The sequence below is a fragment of the Mucilaginibacter sp. SJ genome (assembly GCF_028993635.1).
GTDB lineage: Bacteria > Bacteroidota > Bacteroidia > Sphingobacteriales > Sphingobacteriaceae > Mucilaginibacter.
Map to the genome: position 1 here is coordinate 3,252,740 of NZ_CP118631.1, position 20,118 is coordinate 3,272,857.

The following is a 20,118-nucleotide window of genomic DNA, read 5'->3' on the forward strand; positions in this document are numbered from 1 at the left end:
ATTTAAACTTAACCTTATCTAAGCCATGCCATTCAAAAATAAATATATGTGGACAGCAATCGTCATGCTGTCGTTTTTCTTCGTCGTTGGAAGGAGTTATGCACAAGCTCCCGTAATCAGTTATACTCCACGCAACAGAACACTTACAGCAGGGGTATCGATCAGCTTTAGTCCAACGAATACCGGCGGAGCAACTTCGACCGGGCAAACTACGACCCTTGCCGGAACCGGTTCCGCAGGATCAACTGACGGAGTAGGAACGGCTGCAAGCTTCAATCAGCCGCTAGGCGCAACGGTTGATCCTTCTGGCAACATATATATTGCAGAGGGCGGAACTCACATAATTCGCAAAATTACACCAAATGGTACTGTAAGTCTTTTCGCGGGCAGATATTATACTGGAGATGCTGACGGACAAGGAACATCGGCTGCATTTTGGCATCCGGTAGGTCTTGCGGCTGACCAAGTGGGAAATATATATGTTGCAGATGAAGACAATAACAAGATAAAAAAAATAACCCCTTTTGGCATGGTTACCACGTTTGCTGGCAGTGGCTCACAGGGTGGCGCAAACGGCACTGGAGCTGCGGCAAGCTTTTATTATCCATGCGGGGTTGCTGTTGATGCCTCCGGGAATGTATACGTTGCAGATACATTTAACAATAAAATTCGAAAGATTACCCCGGCCGGTGTTGTAAGTGACTTAGCGGGAAGTGGATCGGCGGGGACGGCTGACGGCCAGGGGGCAGCCGCAGCGTTCAGTCAGCCTTTTAGTATCGTCGTTGACGCATCAGGAAATTTGTTTGTAACAGACCGTGTAAACGCTCGAATAAGAAAAATTACCCCATCCGGATTCGTTAGCACCCTGGCTGGTAGCACAAGTGGCTATTTAGACGGCACTGGTGCCGCTGCAAAATTTAACGCTCCGACGGGGCTTGCTATCGATAAACAGGGAAACTTGTTTGTCACCGATGAGGCCAATAATAGAATTAGAAAAATCACCGCTGCCGGTGTAGTAACTACGGTTGCCGGGACAGGAACAGCTGGTGCAAACAATGGCGCAGGAAACGTAGCAACCTTTAATCTCCCGTTTGGTCTCGCTGTTGACGGTTCTGGTTTTTTATACGTTGGTGATTTTACGACGAACCTTATTCGAAAAGTCGTTTCTTCTGCCTTTACTATTTCTCCTTCCCTATCGCCAGGGTTGGCATTCGATGGTAGCAATGGTGCGATCAGTGGCACTCCTACCGCATCCGCGCCAACCAATTATACTGTAACTGCCTACAACGCTTATGGAACAGGAGCCGCCCCGCTTTCGATCACGGTGGTCAATAACGGCGCGCCCAGTCCTAGCGCGGATATGAACTATATCGCAACGATGGTCCCCAAGCTTGCAGGTATTACTACCAACGACGCGCTATACGCCATTAGTAATGATGTGACTATGGTCGAAACAAACATAGAATACCTCGATGATTTGGGCCGTCCGATCCAAGAGGTGCAGGTTAAAGGAAGTCCGTCACAGCGCGACATCATACAGCCTATTGCTTACGATGGCTATGGGAGAGAAACGATTAAGTACTTACCATACCCGGTTAAACCGACCGCCACAAGCGACGGGCGGTATAACGCCACAGCGATTTCCGATCAGGCTTCGTTTTACGCGAATCCAAGTAGTGCAACTTGGAATGCTCCTGGTGTTGCTAGCACTAACTTCCCAACTTCTGAAACCAAAATTGAGACATCGCCTCTTGATCGTCCTTTGGAGCAGGGAGCTCCGGGTGATAATTGGCAATTGACTGGCAAATCGGGAACAACAAATGCCGGGCACACTACCAAATTTGCATATGCAACCAATAACGCATCCGGCGTTTCATCCGGTACCGGCTTTTGGGCAAAATTATATGGCGTGGATTACCCAGCTCCGGGTCAATTTAAAACAGCGTTGAAAGACCTCGGTGGATATCAACTTAACCAGTTATTTGTAACAGTTACGAAGAATGAAAACTGGTTGCCATCGCAGACAAATCAAAAATGGAACACTACTGAAGAATACCAGGACAAAGCGGGAAAAGTTGTTCTACGACGGGTTTTTAATCACAATGATAATACTAATCAAGACGAAATTTTATCTACCTACTATGTATATGACGATTATTCTAATTTAACCTACGTCTTGCCCCCAAATGCTGACCCTGATGCGGGGAACATTACTCAGGATAAATTGGATGCGTTTTGTTATCAATACAGGTACGACGGACGTAACAGAATGGTGGAAAAAAAGATTCCGGGCCAAGGTTGGCTGCTGATGCTTTATAACAAAATGGATCAATTGGTCGGATTGCAAGACTCCGTGCAAAGGATGAAAAACCCTCAAGAGTGGAATTTTGTTAAATACGATGGTTTCCAGCGAACAGTGATCTCCGGCTTCTATACCTTGCCGGGAAGCACTGTTGGTGTAGATTACCGTGCTCAACAGCAAGCTCTTGTTGACGCTCAAACAAGCGAATGGGAAACAAAATTGCCTGGCGCTGACTATACCACGCGTACTTATCCCACTATTGGTTTTTCAACCCTATCAGCGAATTACTTCGATAATTACGATATTCCTGGCAGACCAGGAATTTATACGCCTTCCAGTTATAACAAAATGACTCGAGGACTTCCGACAGGGTCAAAAGTTGCTTTGTTAACGAGTTCGCTACCGCTCTTATTAAAAACTCAGTACTACGATCAGAACTGGAATATCGGACAAAACTATGTTCAACACTTTAAAGGAGCGAATGTTACAATAAGAAATTATGACAGCTTCGATAATACTTACGATTTTTTAAGACAGCAGACCAATTCTGTACGTAATCATTATATATACGTGAGTGGGCAGACAAATGCTGTAATCAAATACAATATTGCCAAGGAATCAATTTACGATCATGTTGGCAGGCAAAAAGAAAGTTGGCAGCAGATTACGAATCAAGACGGGACATCGGCACCGGTTTCGGATACCAAAGTACAGCTCTCAAAATTAGACTATAACGAAATAGGGCAATTGCTAACAAAACATTTGCACAGCACCAATGGCACCAGTTATTTACAAGATGTTGGGTTTCAGTATAACGAACGGGGTTGGCTTTTAAAAAGCACCGCTCCATTATTTGAAGAACAATTGCAATATAACGTTGTAAATGGCATTAGTGGCATTTCGCCAACAGCGCAATATAACGGAAATATTGCGAGCCAAAGTTGGGGCACTGCGTCTGCACAAAACGTGAATAGTTATACCTATTCGTACGACAAATTAAATCGACTAATTAGTGGTACATCAACGGAAGGAAATACCGAGATCGCGGCCTATGACCGAATGGGTAATATTCGTGCGCTGAATCGGTATAATACTGGCGGAGTATTGGTTGATCAGTTAACTTATAATTATACCGTAGGAAGCTCTAATACGAACATATTACAAACCATTACCGATGGGACGCTAAACGATAGCGGTGTTAAGCACGGTACTTCAAACTATAACTACGACGGCAATGGTAATATGCTTGTAGATCAAAGCCGAATTTCCGGAACAGTGAATTTCTCATATAACAGGCTTAATTTACCGCAAAACGTTACCGGAGCGAAGACCATAACCTATACATATGATGCGTCAGGCCAAAAACTTAGAAGAGTAAGTGCAGCGACCAGTAATACAGATTACGTTGCCGGCATTCAATACGATGGTGCAACATCTGCGCTTTCGTTTATTCGAAACGACGAAGGAGAGTCGCTTCCCATTGACGCGGTATCTTATAACTATGAATATTACTTATTCGATCATTTAGGGAATATACGAGTATCCTTCGATTCTAGAACCGGCGTTGCACGAAAAGTCCAAGAAGACAATTACTATCCTTATGGACAGGAGATCAACTATAGTGTATCGGGAACTAAAAACGAGTATTTATATAACAAGAAAGAATTAGAGGAGGAGATAGGCGATTACGATTATGGTGCAAGGTTCTATGACCCACTAGTGGCAAGATGGACGTCCATTGACCCAATGTCTGAAAGTGGTCACCAATTCAGTCCCTATAGTTACGTTGAGGGCAATCCTATGGGGAATACCGACCCTAACGGGATGGAGACAGACATTGGTACCGGTTGGAGTTTAGAAAAACTTCAAGAAATATTTGGATCAAATTCGGTACAAATAGGATACTTGGAAAGCGAACAGGCAACTTCGTCGAGTAAGCCTCCGGGCACAGACAAATCACCTAATGCGCAACGAACAAGAGGATATTGGCGAACCCTGTGGGACGACATGTCAAATTACGATGATGCAACTAGCATTACGCAAAATTGGAATAGAATCATAGATAAGCCCCAAACGGCTCTTTTGTATGCGGGTGATGCTTATTATAATGCGATCCAAGTATTTACCACAGATTTTTGGGTGAACCAATATCATGGCATGGTAAATTACTTCAATGCACCTGCCGAAGTAAGGGCAAAAATAGACTCGAGGGGGCTTCACGGACAAATCGTCGGATTTGGAACCTTTGCACCAATTAGTGAGTTTGCGAGCTTTAAGAACACTCCGTTTGTGGATGTCGGCCCCACATTCAGTGAATATAAGGCTTCTCGTGGCGGCACTAAAACATTGGCTAAAATAAAAGTTGAGGAAGGTTACCAACTTATTAGCGACGAATTTCATCACGCTTTCATAACTCAACGTATGCAAAAAGCGTATAATATTCCAAACTATTTTGTTAACAATCGGTTTAATGTGATAAAGTTAAACACCGTTCAACATGCGCTCATAGATCCATATAGATATCAGTTTCTTAGAGCGAGTTTCAAGCCCCGTCTAGGACTCTTTACGGGCGAATATAATTGGTTTACAAAATTTAAATAAACATTATGTTTAACTTATTCAAATCGAAGAAGAAACGCCTCCCTGTTGAAACTTGGGAAATGGTGTTGATTAAAAATGCATTAAAGAAGCTTCCCAAAGAATTTGAGTCGTTGATTAACCAAATTGATGAAAAACTATTTCTTTATTCTTTGGTGGGTTACAGTTCAGCTTTCCCGGATTATGTTGCTTTTTCCTTTGCCCCTACGTTAATTAACAAATTTGAGAAGAAAAAAGAAGCTGATTATGAAATAACCGATATACGGGTCTTCGACAGCCACACCTCTCATTTTAAGACACTAACTATCCACGTTTCTGAAGGAGTAATCTGTGGCTACACCTTGTCTGGTCCAAAGGATGTTAAAATTGATGCTGCTAATGTCGACGTTAGTAGATATGTTAAAAAGCGAAATGACAACGTTTATTACGACAATGCAAAAAAACTCTTGGCTGCTCAAGATCTTGAGCTTGTTAGCCAAGGAAATGTGTATGAAGTTATATTGAACGGTAAATTATATTATCACATCAAAGAACTTGAAGATGGAGATTTTATAGGCGTTGATTCCGACGGAATATTATATAACGTTACTCATGATCCATTCGAGATTACACCGCTTAATAAGAGTCTAAAAGAATTTTTAGGCGCTTAGTTTGCTGTGACTATCGCCTGAAAGAAGCCGTCTCATAAGTCAATTACGAGGCGTTTTTTTTATTTAAGTCACTTTAGATAAGTTATTATGGAATCCGGACAGCGTCGGCTTACTTTCTGACTGTAGAGTTGGTTTGCAGTAATTTGGGGGGATAAAAGCCTTTTTTCTCAGGCTTTCCATTTTCTGACATTATGAGCAATGGAAAGTAAGCCGATTTCGACATCGATTTTGGACATGCCTTTCAGCAAAATGCGACTGAAGCCGTGATTATGCTTCAGGTTGGCGAATACCGGTTCTACATCGGTGGTCCGTCGTTTTCGGTATTTGATGCCTTGCTCTGTGTTCAATCTTTCTTTGGCTGACTGCTTGTGTTTTCTCAGGCGGTGGTTGATCTCAACAACTCTGTCTCCGGAAGCTTTATGACATACGCCCCGCATCGGACAGCCGTCACAGTTCCGGGCCTGGTAACGGCTGATGAATTGGATGTAGCCGGATGTGGTTATTCGCTGCCCGGTGCTGACGTGCTGCATTCGCTGGCCCATGGGGCATACCAAGTAGTTCTCCTGTTCGTTGTCGTACAGGCTGTCATTGCTGAACGCTTTGATGCCTTCTTTCTGCTCTTTATCAAAGGTGTTATACTTGATGTAGGCTTCAATACCTTTCCCGTCCAGCACCCCATAGTTCTCATCCGAGCCATAACCGGCATCGGCTACTACCGCTTTTGGCTTTTCGTTATATAAGGCTTCGTACCGTTCGATGCGGGATGGCAGGGTCTGGTAATCTATTGACGTTTGGTGAAGTGAGTAATGGAGAATGAACGCTGCTGGGTACTGATCTGCAGGTTGTAAGCCGGTTTGTGCCGCCCGTTCAGCATATGGTCTTCCTTCATCCGCATAAACGTGGCGTCCGGGTCGGTCTTGCTGTAGCTGTTACGACCGGCTAACAGCTTTTCCTGCTCATTGTATTTCCGAAGGTTCTACGGCCAGTGCTTTTAGCGTAGTTCAGCTTTTGCCTTACTTTCCCCGATACCTCCTCCTGGTCATCCAGTGCCGCGTTGATCCTTGGCGATAGTTTCCTTTACCTTCTGCGGGTTGATATCGCTGTATTCAAGCGGGACGGTATCTTTAAGCTCTTCTACTGCCACGCTTTGGGCATAACTCCATAACTTAACTCATCCAGCTGGGATTTCATCTTTTCTTTATTGGATTTGATGCTTTTGCCCTATACAAAAGTGTACTTGCTTGCTGCCGATTTGATCTTGGTCCCATCTGTAAATACGGTTTCTTTCAGCCATACGATCCCTTCCTCCTGCAACAACAATACGATCTGCGAGAATATCTACTTGAGAACGTCCAACAGCTTCTCGCTGGGGAAACGGTTGATGGTATTATGATCGAGCTTCTTCATCCCCAAAAGCCACATGAAGTGGACGTTCTGTGCCGCCTGCTCTTCCAGCTTGCGTGAGGAATAGGTGTTGGTCAGGTAACCGTAGACCAATAGCTTCAGCATCAGCCGGGGATGAAAACTCAAGGCACCGCCACCTTTGTACTTCCGGTTGATCGGTTTGACATCCACCGCATCAACCACTTGTTTAACGATACGTACCGGATGACCTGACGGTATCAACTCTTCCAGTTATACGGTAAGGACGTTAACTGGTCAGGGTCATATTCCTTAAAAACTGCTTTGCCTCCCATGTCCTTAAGTTACTAAAAATATCACGTCAAACAAAAAGGGGCTGCCCTTCCTTTTGAGACAGCCTCTTTTTGTGGTTTTCGACAACCAAATAGAATTTCCAAATTGGGAACAATTCGCATTAAGTCCAAATCCTCTTGAAATGGAACCATGTTAACATATTGGTTGGTCAGATTATTTCGGTATTATTTGTATTCTAAAACGCAATATTAAAGTATTAACTTTAGATTAAAGTCTAACTTATGCGAGAACAATATTTTAAACACCGGGCGCCATTCGATTTTAACAAGGATTCTAATGATATAGGCCGCCCATTTTTCTGGAATAAAAAAGTTGAAGATAACCACTTTCTTAACTTGCTTTACCGAAAGAGTGAACAAGAATTCGATGAACTGTATAAATACCAACTGCAATTCTTTCTATCTGAATACGATGATGCAACTGAGCAGGAGTTCTTCAGGTATGTGTGGGATGTCACACAAGATTCTATTGCACAGTTAAGGCAAAAAGACAGGTATACTTCAAGTCATGCCCAAAACTTCCGATACAAGTTTCACCTTAACCGATTTAAAGAATATCTTCAAAGCATCGATGAGTGGAACCTTGGCCGTACCCATGCTGAGATCATTGCAGAGAAGGAAGGCCAGATCAAAATACTCAAAGAACAAATGCAACGCCTGATGGATGAGCGCAGGAAGGCTGAGAAGTTGGATACCGACTACCCGATCAATATTGCCAGCGGTCATTTCCTGACTGTGGTTGACCTGTTCAAAAAGATCGAGACACTAAAGGTGGGTGATAAGGAATTGGTATTTTCACAGATGCCCATCACCTGGGCCAAACTGATCTGCCGGTACTTCCAGGAAGACGGCGAACCGATAAAATTAGAGCGCGTGCGGCGCTACTACCCGCGCGACGCAAGCAATCCGAGTGGCAGGTCATCTGCTGTCCCCTCCGAAAACCAGCATTTTAACATCGTTCCAGCAAAACGCAGGTTAAATTAAGTTCGGATTTTAGGTTTGCTTTTCTTTTGCAGGCAAAAGTTAACAATTGCCTCGAAATTATTCAGCATGCTCTTTTTCAGCACGATGCTTTGGCTGCCATTACCATAGCTTGGTTTATGGTAATGAATGATATCGCTTTGCTAACATCTTTGCTTCGTACCCGGTACCGGCGGTACAAGTATGAAGTAACGATTTAACGAAGGAGGCTATTATGCAAGCAAGTGAACTGATCACTAAAGGAGATCTGAATGAATTTAAAAGCGAACTGTTAACAGAAATCAGGAAACTGGTTCAACTGGACGGACAGGGGCAGTCAAAAAAATGGCTTAAAAGTAACGAAGTACGGAAGCTGCTGAAAATATCACCGGGCACCTTACAGAACCTGCGCATCAACGGGACATTGAGTTATACCCGTATCGGCAGCATCATGTATTACAAGCTCGATGACATCAACAAGCTACTGGAAGGGGGGCTGCAATGAGTAATCCTAAAATTGCGGCCAGTGAACTTGCCGGTTATAGTAAGCTGCTCAAACGCATGAGCATGGACGGGCGGCTGAATACTACACACATCAGCTTGTTCAGCGCATTATTTGTCCAATGGCAGCGCGCTGGCTTTAAAAGCCCGTTTCCTGTTACCAGAAAGACGCTTATGGCCTTTAGCCGGATAGCGTCGATTGCAACCTATCACAAATGTATCAAAGAACTCGATGAATATGGTTACATCAGCTATGAACCGTCTTATCATCCCAAACTTGGCAGCCAGGTTTACTGGCCTGCCGGTTGGGAAGGGAGCGAGCGGAAGTCGGGCACACCCGACTTTTCCGCTCGCCCTGCGGGGCTAACGCGGTTTTGCGTATACCTGTGGTATACTTTTCCCCCGCTTTTATGCTTCAGATACCGAAAACAGTATACCTGGAGGTATACTCAATTATTGCAATACGAAAGATCTTATGAGCAAGGATGAAAATATAAAAACGATCCGGTTCCCGGTGAAGACAGATGAAAAGCTGGTCATCATCGCTAATAAATGCGGCCTGTCAAAGCTTAACCTGTTCATGTTCATGGTAGATTATTTTTATAAGACCAAGAAAGATCCGAGGGATTTGAACGATGAGCTATTGAAAAATGCGATCAACAGGAAGACGGACAATATCGTTGCGTTTATCAGGACACAGGAGCAGGAACTTTTGATGCCCTTAAAAAAAGATTCGGAGCGTATGATCAATTCACAATTGAAGATCGTGGATTATTTTAACCAATATATCATCGCGCATAATAAGGAGCAGAAAGAAGCTCATGCAGTCCAAAGAAAAGCAATAGAAGAGATCGTGAAATATCTCCAAACTATGGACAGGCTGCAATTGGAAAAAAGAAATCTGAAAGTCCGTTTCAAAACAATCCTGGAGCATTATGTTTCCCATCGGGAGAATTTAAATGTATTTGCGAAGCAGGCAGATAAGGATGAGCTGGTACGTTTTGCCAGGGAACAGTTAGAAAACCTGTGACAGCGATCATGAAGCAGCCTGTAAATGGGTATGTTATTTAAACTTAACCAAGAAAAAAATGCACATCAATATTACAACCAGTGAAACCGGGAACAATAAAGGCAGCAGCAGCCAGTTGGTAGCCTACCTCGAAAGAGAGAACCGTATCGCCGAAGCGCAGGATAAACAATATAAGCTGGAGTATTGGTTCAACCACGAACGGAATAATAGCCAGCCCTATGAAGTAAGGTCAGGCATCGATAATAATATAGCGAAGCTTTCAAAGGACGATGCCAAGTTTTTCCTGGTGAACATCAGCCCGAGTGAAAAAGAGTTATTATACCTGAAAGAGAAGTTTGGAAAGGAGGGTGCGAAAGATTATTTAAAAGCTTACGCCAATGAGGTAATGGATGCTTATGCTAAAAACTTTAAGCGTGACCGGGTAGAAGGTAACCAGGACCTGGTTTATTATGCCAAGCTGGAAAACAAAAGGTATTACACTTATAAAGATCTGGAAGTGAGGAAAGGCATGGCCAGCCGAGGAGATGTCAAGCCGGGCGAGCAGATGCATGTACAGGTCATTGTCAGCAGGAAGGATGCCAGTAACACCATCAAGTTAAGCCCGCTGAATAATTCAAAAGGGACGAATGCTGAACATAGTAAAATCGTCGGGCAGTTTGACCGGGTAGCTTTTAAGCAGTCGGCGGAGCAGATCTTTGACCGGATGTTTAATTATGAAAGGGAGATCAAAGAATCGTTTGGATATGCGAATGCTATGAAAAATGGAAGCTACGAACAAAAGGTTGAGTTCAGGGAAAAACAGAGGGTTCAGGAGTCCGGTAACCTGTTCCAGCAAAGCCATAGCAAAGGGATCCTGGAGGTGTTGCTTGATGGTGCCGCCAAAAACTATGGTCCGCCGACAGTAGACGACGGAAAAAGGCGCAAAAAGAAAAAACGACCGGGACAGGATTATGATCGGGGACAACAGCTATCACGGTAAGTAAGGATCATGTGGCCATACGGCTGCGGCAGGCGGCTCCATTACACCACGAGCTTCGCTCCGGGTTTCATTGCGCCGCCAGCCTTGCCGCCGCGCGTGCAGGAGTGTATTCGTTCCTCATACACACCTGCCTGTCCCGCCCGCTGATTATTGGTTAGTCACAGCACCGCAGTCACAAAGTTAGCTACGCAGGAAAACAGTCAAGGCTATATAAACCGGCTATCGCCGGGCCTTGACAGTTTTCCTGCTAACAGCTCCCGTTGTTTAAGCGGTGATATGACTGGGTGTGTTTGTGATTATCTGGCCAGTCGGCTATGGTGTAGAGGTAAATCTAATTCTGAAAATGTCTGCTGTAAACGTCGATAACAGCTTTCTTAAGTTCAATAGGTAAGTCCCATTGCGTTTTCCAAATGAGTTTGGCTGTATTATTACCACCGGAATCGGATTGAATAACATCAAACAGATCAAAAATTCCTTCAATCTTATGAAGTTCAAAGTAAGGTTTAAATCGCTGATCTATTGTAGCAAATTCTTTATCGTTGATAAATGCAAATACCCTATCCTGGTAATTGTTTTCACCAGCATGCTCTTCCATTAACCCTTGTTCTTTAAGATTTCTACTTTTTCACGTTCACTTTGTAGGAGGCGTTCATAAAGCTTTTTGTTTTCTTCGATAACTTCAAGCCATTTATCTATTGGATTAAAAGTGCAATAATTTGCATGAAAAGTACCATTGCTATTACTGAAACTGTTGTCATTAAAAGTGTTGAAATATGTCACAGCGGCCTGCTCATCGAAATTTTTGATGGCCTCTTCAGGTACTTTCAACACTTTAGCTACCTGTGACAATAATTCTGGCTCCAACACCTCCTTAGATTCCAAAAGAGATATTCTCTTTTGACTCCAATCATCACCCAATTCAATAGCAAGTGCTTCCTGCTTTAATCCGAGCATTTCTCGGAAGCGTTTAACGTTTCGACCTTGATGGATATTCTTTGGTATGTCGGTAGTATTCATAAGTGAGTAGTAGAGTTCGTTCAAAATTAAACAAAATAATAAAAAAGGAAGATTTATCTAATATAGAAATAATACCGGGTTAAATATGACCTTGTTTGTATCAGATAGAAAGCCGCAGAATGGTTTAGCAATTTTCCGTTGATGATATTTGTGCTATTAGAGAAACATAATATTAACGAACGCTGAAGATTAGCTACGCGATTTCTAATGAAAATAATATAAGGTTGACAGCCAGAGAGGCCACGGCGAAAGTCGGGCCTTTTCTTTTTTAACCACTTCTTCATTAGAAGATCTTTCAACCAGGTCTGTGAAATAGATGCTGCAAATAAGGTATTCGATCATTGAGGATTCTTTAGAACTTCAAAGAATAGGTTAGCACTTTTTTCCTTTGGAGATTTGTATCGTCGGCCAATCAAGACCGGTATAAAGGAATTGAGTATGTATTGCGGTAAATATGCCCCGTGGGAACACTACCCCAAAAATCTTCGCTTTTCTGAAGTACAATATCCATTAACTGTCGTCAATCAGTTTTTTGATCTTGATTGGCCCAAAGGACATTTCGAAGACCTTAAAACCTGGCGATATTATGTGATAAATTACGAAAGCTTTAAAAATGAAAGATTTGGGCCAGGTAAATTATTTGACACCTATGAGGCTACACTCAAACTACTTGAAGCCCTCCATTTATTATATCTTGATAACGAGGATGACGACCGTTCGGTTGCAACCACTGATAAGCAAGTAAATGAAGAAAAACAGCTATGGTATTGGTTCGCGGAAAAGCTGTCACCGGAAGAATTGATGAATCCTTATATAGCAGTGAAGCGCGTTTTTAAGGAAATCAAGCCTCAACAATTCAGAGATTACCTGAATGAATGGATACACTTTGCTCTTTCCACGCATGCCGTTGAGGATAGTATGTCAATGAACGAAATTATTCTCGTTTACAAATCTGTGAAAAGACTGTACTCCGCCGCGTGGATCATCAGGCAACGCGAAAGCGATAACCCAACTTTGAAAAAAGGGCCGGTCAATGAAGCGGACATCCGTCAAGGAGGTGGGATAATGATCGTAAAAAAAACAGAAGAGGGCATCATTCGTATAGAACAAACCGTGGCGGAAAAACTGGCATTGAAAGAAGTAGCTGATGCCATACGAAAAGCAGTCCCATCCATAAAAGCCGTCATCCATATCAACAGCTTTAAGGATACTGACACCTTCATGCTTTACATTTTAATAGATGATACCGGAACGCCCATAAGCGAGGATCTTAATAAAGCAATTGAAAAAGCTGCCGAGCCGCTCATTCATATTCTTACAGTAATCCAAAGCGAATCAATTCTACGGTCGCAAAATGATGACGACAAAGCCTTTTTAAAATATGTTTTGGCCAGGGGTATTATCGTCCAGGAAAGTGAAGATCTAAAATTGAAAGAACAATTAACGGTAAATCTTAGGCAAACTGAGGACGCAGGCACACCTTACTATGAGCAAAAATTTTCAGAGTCGAAAATGCTTTATGATAAAATCGACGATGAAATAGAAAAGGAGAATTTACGTGAGGCCCTCAGGTTAATAGCCAGCTCTTTAACTGCATTACTTGAAGCGTTATTATTCTATAAAACCGGGTACAAAACAGCAAATCCCGACATTGATCGATTATCCTGGTTAACCCAACTTTTTACTAACGAAATTGAAAGACGCTTTGACCATCTGGCTAATGCAGAACCTGAATTGTATGAGTTAATAATAAGTAGCCAATCAGATTATTTGGATGCGCCGCCTAATGCGACCCTTGCTGAAGTGCTCAAACTAAAAATTGAACTGGTCAACCAGCGTATGATCGTGCGTACCTTAATGTCTGGAATAAAAGCAAATGATGCATTGAAAAAAAGTAAATGATTGCAAAATGAATACTATACAAATCAAACTTACCGATACACAGCACAAGGAATTGCAGGAGATAGCGAAAGCCTTAACCAATCAATATCAAATTAAGAAGATCATTTGTTTTGCTGCAATAAACAGATCAAGCGAGGAAGCTACTGTTTTTGATCATTCAAAAGTTGTTTCTGAAACCAATTACTATTTACTGGTAATGACTACCGATATCACCCGTATAGAGCATGCAATGCAGGATTATATCAGTAAATTATTCCCTGGTACATTCGTCGTCGCACATGGGCTTGAAACAGTGATGAACCTTGTTTACAAATACGACACTTTCTTTTTAAATGTCTGTTTAAACGGCGCACTAATTTATACTTCCGACGGCTTTACGATGATTCCTGATTTTGACGAAGCCAAAGTGGAAGATGCCATTTTAAAAGACCGAGAAGCTTTCAAAAGGATCTACAACCTTGCATTGGGCTTCTTAGAAAGTGCATGGAATTGCCTGGAAAACGACTTCGACAATAATGTTATCTTTTTACTTCATCAGGCAGTTGAGCAAGGATGCAGGGCATTGATAAGGCTGTTTACAGGATACCGGTCTGACATCCATAATATCGGCCGGTTAATTGATTTCTGCAATTGCTTTTCACCGGAACCGTCAGCGTTATTCCGGCGACATTTTGCAAAAGAGAAGCATCTGTTTAAGGTACTTTCCGCAAGCTACTCGGATGTCCGATATAAAGATAACTACCAGGTAGTTGACCATGAAGCTGATTTATTATGCACACAAGTGCAAGCCTTTCTTGATCTAATAGAAGAACTGGCAAAAAAAGAGACCGCACCGGGTACTGCTAGGACCACAGTTGAGGCATCGGCAGAGGTCGTGGATTATTCCCCGGCCCTGCCAGCTTCGCTGTGATTATCGTTTTGCCTTTCGGTGAAAGATTTTTGTCCGATGAACGAAAAAATTAAAAATGATTCAATTGGCATGCTGTTTCAGCAGGCATTGGATAAAAGCTTGCATCTGATCTGAGCAAGAATCATAAAACAATTTGCGCTATACTTTTAATCATTTCATTGAGTTTCTCGGAGAGAGCGAGCGTGAAATGTCGATCCGGGAATTAACTACTTCCCGGATTGAATAGTTCCTGCAACTTTTCGGTTCATCTACAACGGATTAAAGGAATTGACATAGGAGATTTTTTGAACACCTACATAATTGGCATTTGGAATAATTTTTTGCCCGCCTCTTACCGATATTGCCGTGTGTACATCGAACCAGTTAACATTCGTTTGTCGTAAGTTCTTGATTGATAGTATATGCTTTCGATTTTACTAAATCCGCCGGTGAGTATTGATCCTGATCAGAATTTAATTTAAATATAAGTTGGTTTGTTATGTAAGTGTGTATTGATTTTGCTTTCAATAGTTTTTTGCATAAACTAATCTGCAATACTGCCAGTTTCAGACCATTACTAATTTAAGTGCTAAGAACTTAGGGAATTTATCCAATTTTCTTATTTACGATGAGCTATCAATAGTTCAATGCCAAATGCTAATCAGACTGGCAACTGTCCATTTCGCTCTGTGTAATAGCGCCTCCTGGTCAAACGCTGGAGATAAATGTAAATGATCATTTCATGCATTCGCTGATCAGTTTCAAACATCCGGTTTACATGCATATGAAAAAGGTCGGCAATCATTCTTTCCATTAGGTGCTGTGGGGTGACCCGGACGCAGGCGTTAAAGGCATTTCTCAACTCTTTCCATCGTTTTGCCCCTGCAAGTTTTTCTATTACCAGTACTTTGGTATGTTCGCTAAAGGCGGCGAAACCGTCATTTATTTTCCTAAAAGCTGCCGGTATAATACCGAATTCAGAAGCAAAGGATTTTTCCATTTCGGCATAGAAAGCGAGTCTGGCAGCATATTCGTAACCGTTTTCCAGCAATATTGAATCCAGAAGACGAATGGACCAGTAATACCGATGTTCAGCGGATACATTTCTGGCCATCAGCCGAAGTGTGCCCGTACTGTCTCTAAAAAAAAACTTTTCAGCGAGATCGATCCGTTCCGTCCCGTAGCGCTCCACTTCTCGGAGATAAGGTTTTAGAAGAAACTCCTTAACCTGGCCGGAAAGAATAGAGGCTTCCAGTATGAGCGACAGGGCGTTCATCAGCAAGTATCCCTCTCTTGGATGCTCTAGCTTCACACGTAACCTGATATGGTGGCTGGGGCTGTTATAGCGAATAAAAAACCATTGCACGATCTTCTGTCTATTTTCAGTGATAAAACGGGCTATATGGTTAGTTAACAAAAGATTGGCAAAGATATGATGACAATATATCTCAAAATAAAGCCATTCCTGTCCAGGTAGGAAATATTTTTTTACGCCGGCCGGCTCCGGGGAATGCCCTGCAACTGTTATAGGCGCGTAAATCTGCTCCGTGTGGTAAAAGCTGTAAATGAATTCCGAATTATAAGCTTTACCCATTTTATCGCCGACGATCCCTTTGCGCAATGGTATATATTCCGTAATATATATTCCGGTTTTGTTTTTGATAACCGCGAGGAATGCTTCGAGGTCTGTATCGCTATGTGCGCGGAATGTCAGCTTTTGGTCACTGTTGCCGTAACTAAACATGCCGATACCTTGTTCATGAAGCCACTGCCTCAGCTTTTCAGTACTATTTGAAACACCTCCAGGGCGAAATATATCCGGAACCAGCCACCTGGCGGGTGAAAGGATGACCTTTTTAAATTGTACCCGAGGGTAGCGACTCAAACCGGGGAAAATAGCCCGAAGATCCAATCTGAGCGAGGACCTGATCTGCTGCTGCTGCAGGTCGGCGAGGAACCTGAACAATGACAAGTCGGAGCGGACGTAGTTATAGGCCGATGCGATCCTGGGCACAACCCGCCGGTTTAACTTTTTGGACCTCAAGATAATCTCGCCTTGGCGGACGGCAATCTGTAGGTCATCCAATTCAATATTCTTATCACCTGTCGAATAGGAAAGAATGCAAAACTCGAAAGGATAAAGTCTGCCGCGCCGGTTTACATTATCTATTTTATCTTCCGCCCTGTAAGCAACATCGAAGAAGATAACCCCAGGATTTGCTGCCTCCTCCGTCTCAGCGATGTTCCTGCCAAAAGCCTCAAATCCGCCACCAAGCAGTGAGAACCTGCCCAGCATGGCATTGGCCGTATTGCCGCCGATGTGTTCACAAACCAGCAAGTCATCAGCGAAGCTTGTCACAGCGCTCAGGGTATTTGGCAAAGCCGGTGCCTTCTGCGTTCCGGGTTGAAATGATTCTAACCGTATGCATGGCCTTTCCTGCCAGGAAGAGAGCAAGAATTGCTGAAGTTCGCCGTAGGAAATCCTGTCTGTCCCGTTCGTGTTTTGCAGCAATGCTTTAATTTCGTTTATCATAGTTTCGTGCGTATGGAAGCCGGATTCCAGGCCTCCATAGCCCGGGCCAGTCTCTGGATCCAGTGCGGCGGATAAGGGTACTTCTCTGTCTCCGAACCTTTCCAGAAATCCATCCCTGAATTTTTTGACGTCATTGTTTTCCTGTAAGGGAAGTATAGCGTTAAGAAAGCCGATGGCTTCATTAAGCTGTTGAGCCGCCTCGGCTCCCGGTTCTCCGGATATCCATTGTCGTTCCGCAATGGTGTAGGCTGTTCCCATAACCTGTGCCGGAAGCCTGTGCCGTTTGAAATAGTCCGGCCCGGTTATGTTCGGGCTATAGTCGTCGAGGATAAGCTGGATGCTGATCAGTTCCGCGATTAGCTTTTTCGCCGCTGTTTTGCCGTCGCCCTTGTGATTTTTGATAAAAGAGAGGAGTTCAGGTTTACCGCGGGGTTCCCGGACGAAAAGCAGCAGGTCATAAAGAAACGGGTTGTATGGGACGGAACTGAGTTCGAAAGTGAAGCCGTTAAAGAAAATATATTTAATCTCCGTCCCTGAAAGATAGATAGTTCGGTTAGCCTGGAACTGACTCGCGATATTGCCCGATGCCCTCAGCCCGGCTTCCCAAGTGGCATGGAAGCTCCAGTCGACGAACGTATGATAAACGGGAGGTGCAAGGATGATAGGTGTGCCGGTGCGGCTGCTACGTCCGTGCGGCACCAGTGTTAGCGAAGCGAACCGCCCGAAAGGCGTTGCCCGATACCTGGCACGGTTGAAATATTTATAAATGGTAAGCTGCTCTTTTGGCGCAAGCAGGGGAAGGTCTGTAGCCTGGCAGTCTTTGATGATAAGGTAAAATTCCGGAGAAGCTTCAGCGATCATGATTTTAAGTTCCTCCCAAACCTCCTCCAGTTGCGTGTTTTCCGGGAAGGCGGGGACCCTGCAAATGCTAAAGGAAAGGGGACGGAGACTGGTCATAATGGCAATACGCAAGGGGTCAATACCTGATGGATAAGTTTACGACAAATAACCTGTTGTTGAGCCCGTAGGAAAGCTCATGCCTGTCAGGATAATAGATAGCAAGCCTGGACGCTATATTTTTTAGTCCTTGGTGGCCTTTTTCAGGATGCAGGCTTGAAAAAGAAGGAATATTACTGCTAAAAAAAGACAAACCTTCCGCGTCAGAGCAGATTCTGATAATGGCTGGGTTATCCCCGTCCAGTAGATCGCCGTGTTTGAATATGTTTTCCGTGAGTGTAATAAGGACAATGGGTATAATCGGTATATACTCGTCCGAAATCGTGGTCTCCAGGCTGATCTGTAAGCGGTTGTTAAAGCGGAGTTGGTTCAGTTTGATAACATTCCTGATCTGTTTGATCTCTTCACCGAGAACCAGGAACTCGCTGTTTTTTTCATCCAAAGAAAATGACATGATCTCCGAGAGGGTCATAATGGCATCCTCAAATGCTTCAGGTTGTTTTTTTGCCGCGAACCTGATAAAACTCAGTGTATTGAACAGCAGGTGCGGATTGATCTGCGCGCGTAAAAAGTCCTTTTCTGTCCGCAGTAGCTCACTGTTTAGTTTCTCGACGCGGAGTTCCTCTGCGTGCACTTTGGTCTTATTGTCCAGGTAACTGATTAGAAAATAATAGCCGGTGCCGTATAACATGAAATAAATACCCCGCCATACAGTACCGGCGACGAACTTCCAGTCGAGGGGGCGTCCGCCTAGTCCGGTGAACAGGTAAACCACTTTTTCTGAAAGGGTTATCAGCAGGATATAAACGGCAAGCTCTCCCATAAGTAATAAAGGTATACGCCAAAGAGATTTCACAGAGTGGGCGAGTCCGAATGGCAATACGATAAGGGCGTGCAGGTAAAACAGGGATACATTGATCGAGTAAAAAAGGATATAAGTGGGAAGAGGTCTGAAATGACCCAGCAACACACCAGTGATCACCACTTCATAAAATATAAATATGGCCCAGCACAAAAGGTGAAGTCTCCCGTGCCTGATCTTAAACACTTGCCTATTATATAATATTTCCTGCATCTACTATAATAAAATCAAAATAATAACCCTTTAAAAATATTATTGAGCGTCAAAAAAAAACATAATGAAAGCTCAAAAAAAGAAAATTGATCTGAGGAGAAAAAAACATTTCACGTTTTCAAGAGAACAAGCCCTCGCCTCTCTCCTGACCACCCGACCGATCCTACAACTGCCACGGCCACCACCGTAACCACGACGATGCAATAACTTTAGCCGTCATTCAGTGTGCGTTTCGCGATATAGTCGCGAAACGCGTCCCTGAAAGTCTTGCCTATGGTGAAACTCATTTTATTATCGAGAAAAACGACATGTCCATCAAGATGACTGATATGATTAAGTGATATGATCACTGATTTGTTAATCCGCATGAACTGTGTCAAATGAGCAAGTTTTTCCAGGATGTCCTTTAGCCCCATATAGGTGACATACTTTTCTCCTTCCGTATGTATCACTACATAATTCAGCATACCTTCGATAAATATGATCTTTCCGGGCGCAACTTTTATAAAACTGTTTTTTGAGTTGCCCTTGATAAATAATACCTGTTCAGCTTCAGGAGCGGCCGCGGGTTTTTCCACGGTGGTAAGTTCATATATTTTTTCCATGAACAAGGCTCTGCTGACAGGTTTTACCAGGTAAGCATTCGCACTAACACCGAATGCTTCTAGGGCGAACTCACGGTGGGCAGATACAAAAACCAGGAAACGACAGTATTTTCTAAGCAATTTGGCCGAATCTATTCCGCTGATGCCTGGCAGGTTAATGTCGGAGAAGACGATGTCAACACCGCCGTTCTGCCGCAGGTAGGCTATTGCCTGGCGAGCGTCAGCGAATGTTTCCGCGATATGCAGTCCGGGTACATCACGTACCAGGTCGGCCAGTTCCGATACCGCGTGCGGTTCGTCGTCGATGATAATACAATGAAGGTCCACTCCTGCCAAATTAACATAAATATCACGAAGTATATAATATATAATAAAATAGATACTTGATATAATTTTTTTCAGTAG

At 43.4% G+C, this 20,118-nt stretch carries 14 protein-coding genes and 1 pseudogene; 9 read left to right on the forward strand and 6 right to left on the reverse strand.

The window, feature by feature from the left end; translation table 11 throughout:
* Positions 1-25: 25 nt before the first annotated feature.
* Entirely contained in the window at positions 26-4,903 is a 4,878-nt protein-coding gene (locus MusilaSJ_RS12960) for a DUF6443 domain-containing protein (RefSeq protein WP_274990329.1), read from the forward strand.
* Positions 4,904-4,908: 5 nt separating this feature from the next.
* Positions 4,909-5,550, forward strand: a complete 642-nt coding sequence (locus tag MusilaSJ_RS12965) for a hypothetical protein (protein ID WP_274990330.1) — start codon at positions 4,909-4,911, stop codon at positions 5,548-5,550.
* A 167-nt stretch (positions 5,551-5,717) separates the two neighbouring features.
* Here the strand turns inward: MusilaSJ_RS12965 and MusilaSJ_RS12970 are convergent.
* Positions 5,718-7,247, reverse strand: a pseudogene (locus MusilaSJ_RS12970) (IS1182 family transposase).
* A gap of 240 nt (positions 7,248-7,487) precedes the next feature.
* Between MusilaSJ_RS12970 and MusilaSJ_RS12975 the strand changes: the two are divergent.
* The 5 genes from MusilaSJ_RS12975 (at position 7,488) to MusilaSJ_RS12995 (ending at position 10,735) form a co-directional block, all read left to right on the forward strand.
* Positions 7,488-8,249, forward strand: a complete 762-nt coding sequence (locus MusilaSJ_RS12975; protein ID WP_274990331.1) for a hypothetical protein — start codon at positions 7,488-7,490, stop codon at positions 8,247-8,249.
* A 211-nt stretch (positions 8,250-8,460) separates the two neighbouring features.
* Positions 8,461-8,730 carry a helix-turn-helix domain-containing protein gene (locus tag MusilaSJ_RS12980; protein WP_274990332.1) on the forward strand — a complete coding sequence of 90 codons (270 nt, stop codon included), beginning with the start codon at positions 8,461-8,463 and terminating at the stop codon, positions 8,728-8,730.
* Positions 8,727-9,215 carry a hypothetical protein gene (locus MusilaSJ_RS12985; RefSeq protein ID WP_274990333.1) on the forward strand — a complete coding sequence of 163 codons (489 nt, stop codon included), beginning with the start codon at positions 8,727-8,729 and terminating at the stop codon, positions 9,213-9,215. Before MusilaSJ_RS12980 ends, MusilaSJ_RS12985 begins: the two co-directional genes overlap by 4 nt.
* On the forward strand, positions 9,202-9,756 hold the full coding sequence (locus tag MusilaSJ_RS12990; RefSeq protein ID WP_274990334.1) for a BfmA/BtgA family mobilization protein: 555 nt from the start codon (positions 9,202-9,204) through the stop codon (positions 9,754-9,756). Before MusilaSJ_RS12985 ends, MusilaSJ_RS12990 begins: the two co-directional genes overlap by 14 nt.
* Before the next feature lie 58 nt (positions 9,757-9,814).
* Positions 9,815-10,735, forward strand: coding sequence for a DUF5712 family protein (locus tag MusilaSJ_RS12995; RefSeq protein ID WP_274990335.1), 921 nt, complete (start codon positions 9,815-9,817; stop codon positions 10,733-10,735).
* A gap of 331 nt (positions 10,736-11,066) precedes the next feature.
* Here the strand turns inward: MusilaSJ_RS12995 and MusilaSJ_RS13000 are convergent, their stop codons facing one another.
* Positions 11,067-11,330, reverse strand: coding sequence for a hypothetical protein (locus MusilaSJ_RS13000; RefSeq protein ID WP_274990336.1), 264 nt, complete (start codon positions 11,328-11,330; stop codon positions 11,067-11,069).
* Positions 11,330-11,752, reverse strand: coding sequence for a helix-turn-helix transcriptional regulator (locus MusilaSJ_RS13005; RefSeq protein WP_274990337.1), 423 nt, complete (start codon positions 11,750-11,752; stop codon positions 11,330-11,332). Before MusilaSJ_RS13005 ends, MusilaSJ_RS13000 begins: the two co-directional genes overlap by 1 nt.
* A 438-nt stretch (positions 11,753-12,190) precedes the next feature.
* Here MusilaSJ_RS13005 and MusilaSJ_RS13010 point away from each other — a divergent pair, with 438 nt between their 5' ends.
* Both MusilaSJ_RS13010 and MusilaSJ_RS13015 read left to right on the forward strand, forming a co-directional pair.
* Positions 12,191-13,654 (forward strand): hypothetical protein, encoded by a 1,464-nt coding sequence (locus tag MusilaSJ_RS13010; protein WP_274990338.1) that lies wholly within the window; start codon positions 12,191-12,193, stop codon positions 13,652-13,654.
* 7 nt (positions 13,655-13,661) lie between these two features.
* A complete protein-coding gene (locus MusilaSJ_RS13015) occupies positions 13,662-14,564 on the forward strand; it encodes a HEPN domain-containing protein (protein WP_274990339.1) in 903 nt (300 codons plus the stop codon).
* A 640-nt stretch (positions 14,565-15,204) separates the two neighbouring features.
* Here MusilaSJ_RS13015 and MusilaSJ_RS13020 read toward each other — a convergent pair.
* The 3 genes from MusilaSJ_RS13020 to MusilaSJ_RS13030 form a co-directional block, all read right to left on the reverse strand.
* Positions 15,205-17,937 carry a lantibiotic dehydratase gene (locus tag MusilaSJ_RS13020; RefSeq protein ID WP_274990340.1) on the reverse strand — a complete coding sequence of 911 codons (2,733 nt, stop codon included), beginning with the start codon at positions 17,935-17,937 and terminating at the stop codon, positions 15,205-15,207.
* 115 nt (positions 17,938-18,052) lie between these two features.
* Entirely contained in the window at positions 18,053-18,856 is an 804-nt protein-coding gene (locus tag MusilaSJ_RS13025) for a sensor histidine kinase (RefSeq protein ID WP_274990341.1), read from the reverse strand.
* 461 nt (positions 18,857-19,317) lie between these two features.
* Positions 19,318-20,040, reverse strand: coding sequence for a LytR/AlgR family response regulator transcription factor (locus MusilaSJ_RS13030; protein WP_274990342.1), 723 nt, complete (start codon positions 20,038-20,040; stop codon positions 19,318-19,320).
* Positions 20,041-20,118 lie beyond the last annotated feature (78 nt).

Excerpts from the sequence above, each read along its gene's own strand:
- MusilaSJ_RS12960 (WP_274990329.1), top strand. The coding sequence starts at position 26 with ATGCCATTCAAAAATAAATATATGTGGACAGCAATCGTCATGCTGTCG.
- MusilaSJ_RS12965 (WP_274990330.1), top strand. The coding sequence starts at position 4,909 with ATGTTTAACTTATTCAAATCGAAGAAGAAACGCCTCCCTGTTGAAACT.
- MusilaSJ_RS12975 (WP_274990331.1), top strand. The coding sequence starts at position 7,488 with ATGCGAGAACAATATTTTAAACACCGGGCGCCATTCGATTTTAACAAG.
- MusilaSJ_RS12980 (WP_274990332.1), top strand. The coding sequence starts at position 8,461 with ATGCAAGCAAGTGAACTGATCACTAAAGGAGATCTGAATGAATTTAAA.
- MusilaSJ_RS12985 (WP_274990333.1), top strand. The coding sequence starts at position 8,727 with ATGAGTAATCCTAAAATTGCGGCCAGTGAACTTGCCGGTTATAGTAAG.
- MusilaSJ_RS12990 (WP_274990334.1), top strand. The coding sequence starts at position 9,202 with ATGAGCAAGGATGAAAATATAAAAACGATCCGGTTCCCGGTGAAGACA.
- MusilaSJ_RS12995 (WP_274990335.1), top strand. The coding sequence starts at position 9,815 with ATGCACATCAATATTACAACCAGTGAAACCGGGAACAATAAAGGCAGC.
- MusilaSJ_RS13000 (WP_274990336.1), bottom strand. The coding sequence starts at position 11,330 with ATGGAAGAGCATGCTGGTGAAAACAATTACCAGGATAGGGTATTTGCA.
- MusilaSJ_RS13005 (WP_274990337.1), bottom strand. The coding sequence starts at position 11,752 with ATGAATACTACCGACATACCAAAGAATATCCATCAAGGTCGAAACGTT.
- MusilaSJ_RS13010 (WP_274990338.1), top strand. The coding sequence starts at position 12,191 with ATGTATTGCGGTAAATATGCCCCGTGGGAACACTACCCCAAAAATCTT.
- MusilaSJ_RS13015 (WP_274990339.1), top strand. The coding sequence starts at position 13,662 with ATGAATACTATACAAATCAAACTTACCGATACACAGCACAAGGAATTG.
- MusilaSJ_RS13020 (WP_274990340.1), bottom strand. The coding sequence starts at position 17,937 with ATGATCGCTGAAGCTTCTCCGGAATTTTACCTTATCATCAAAGACTGC.
- MusilaSJ_RS13025 (WP_274990341.1), bottom strand. The coding sequence starts at position 18,856 with ATGGGAGAGCTTGCCGTTTATATCCTGCTGATAACCCTTTCAGAAAAA.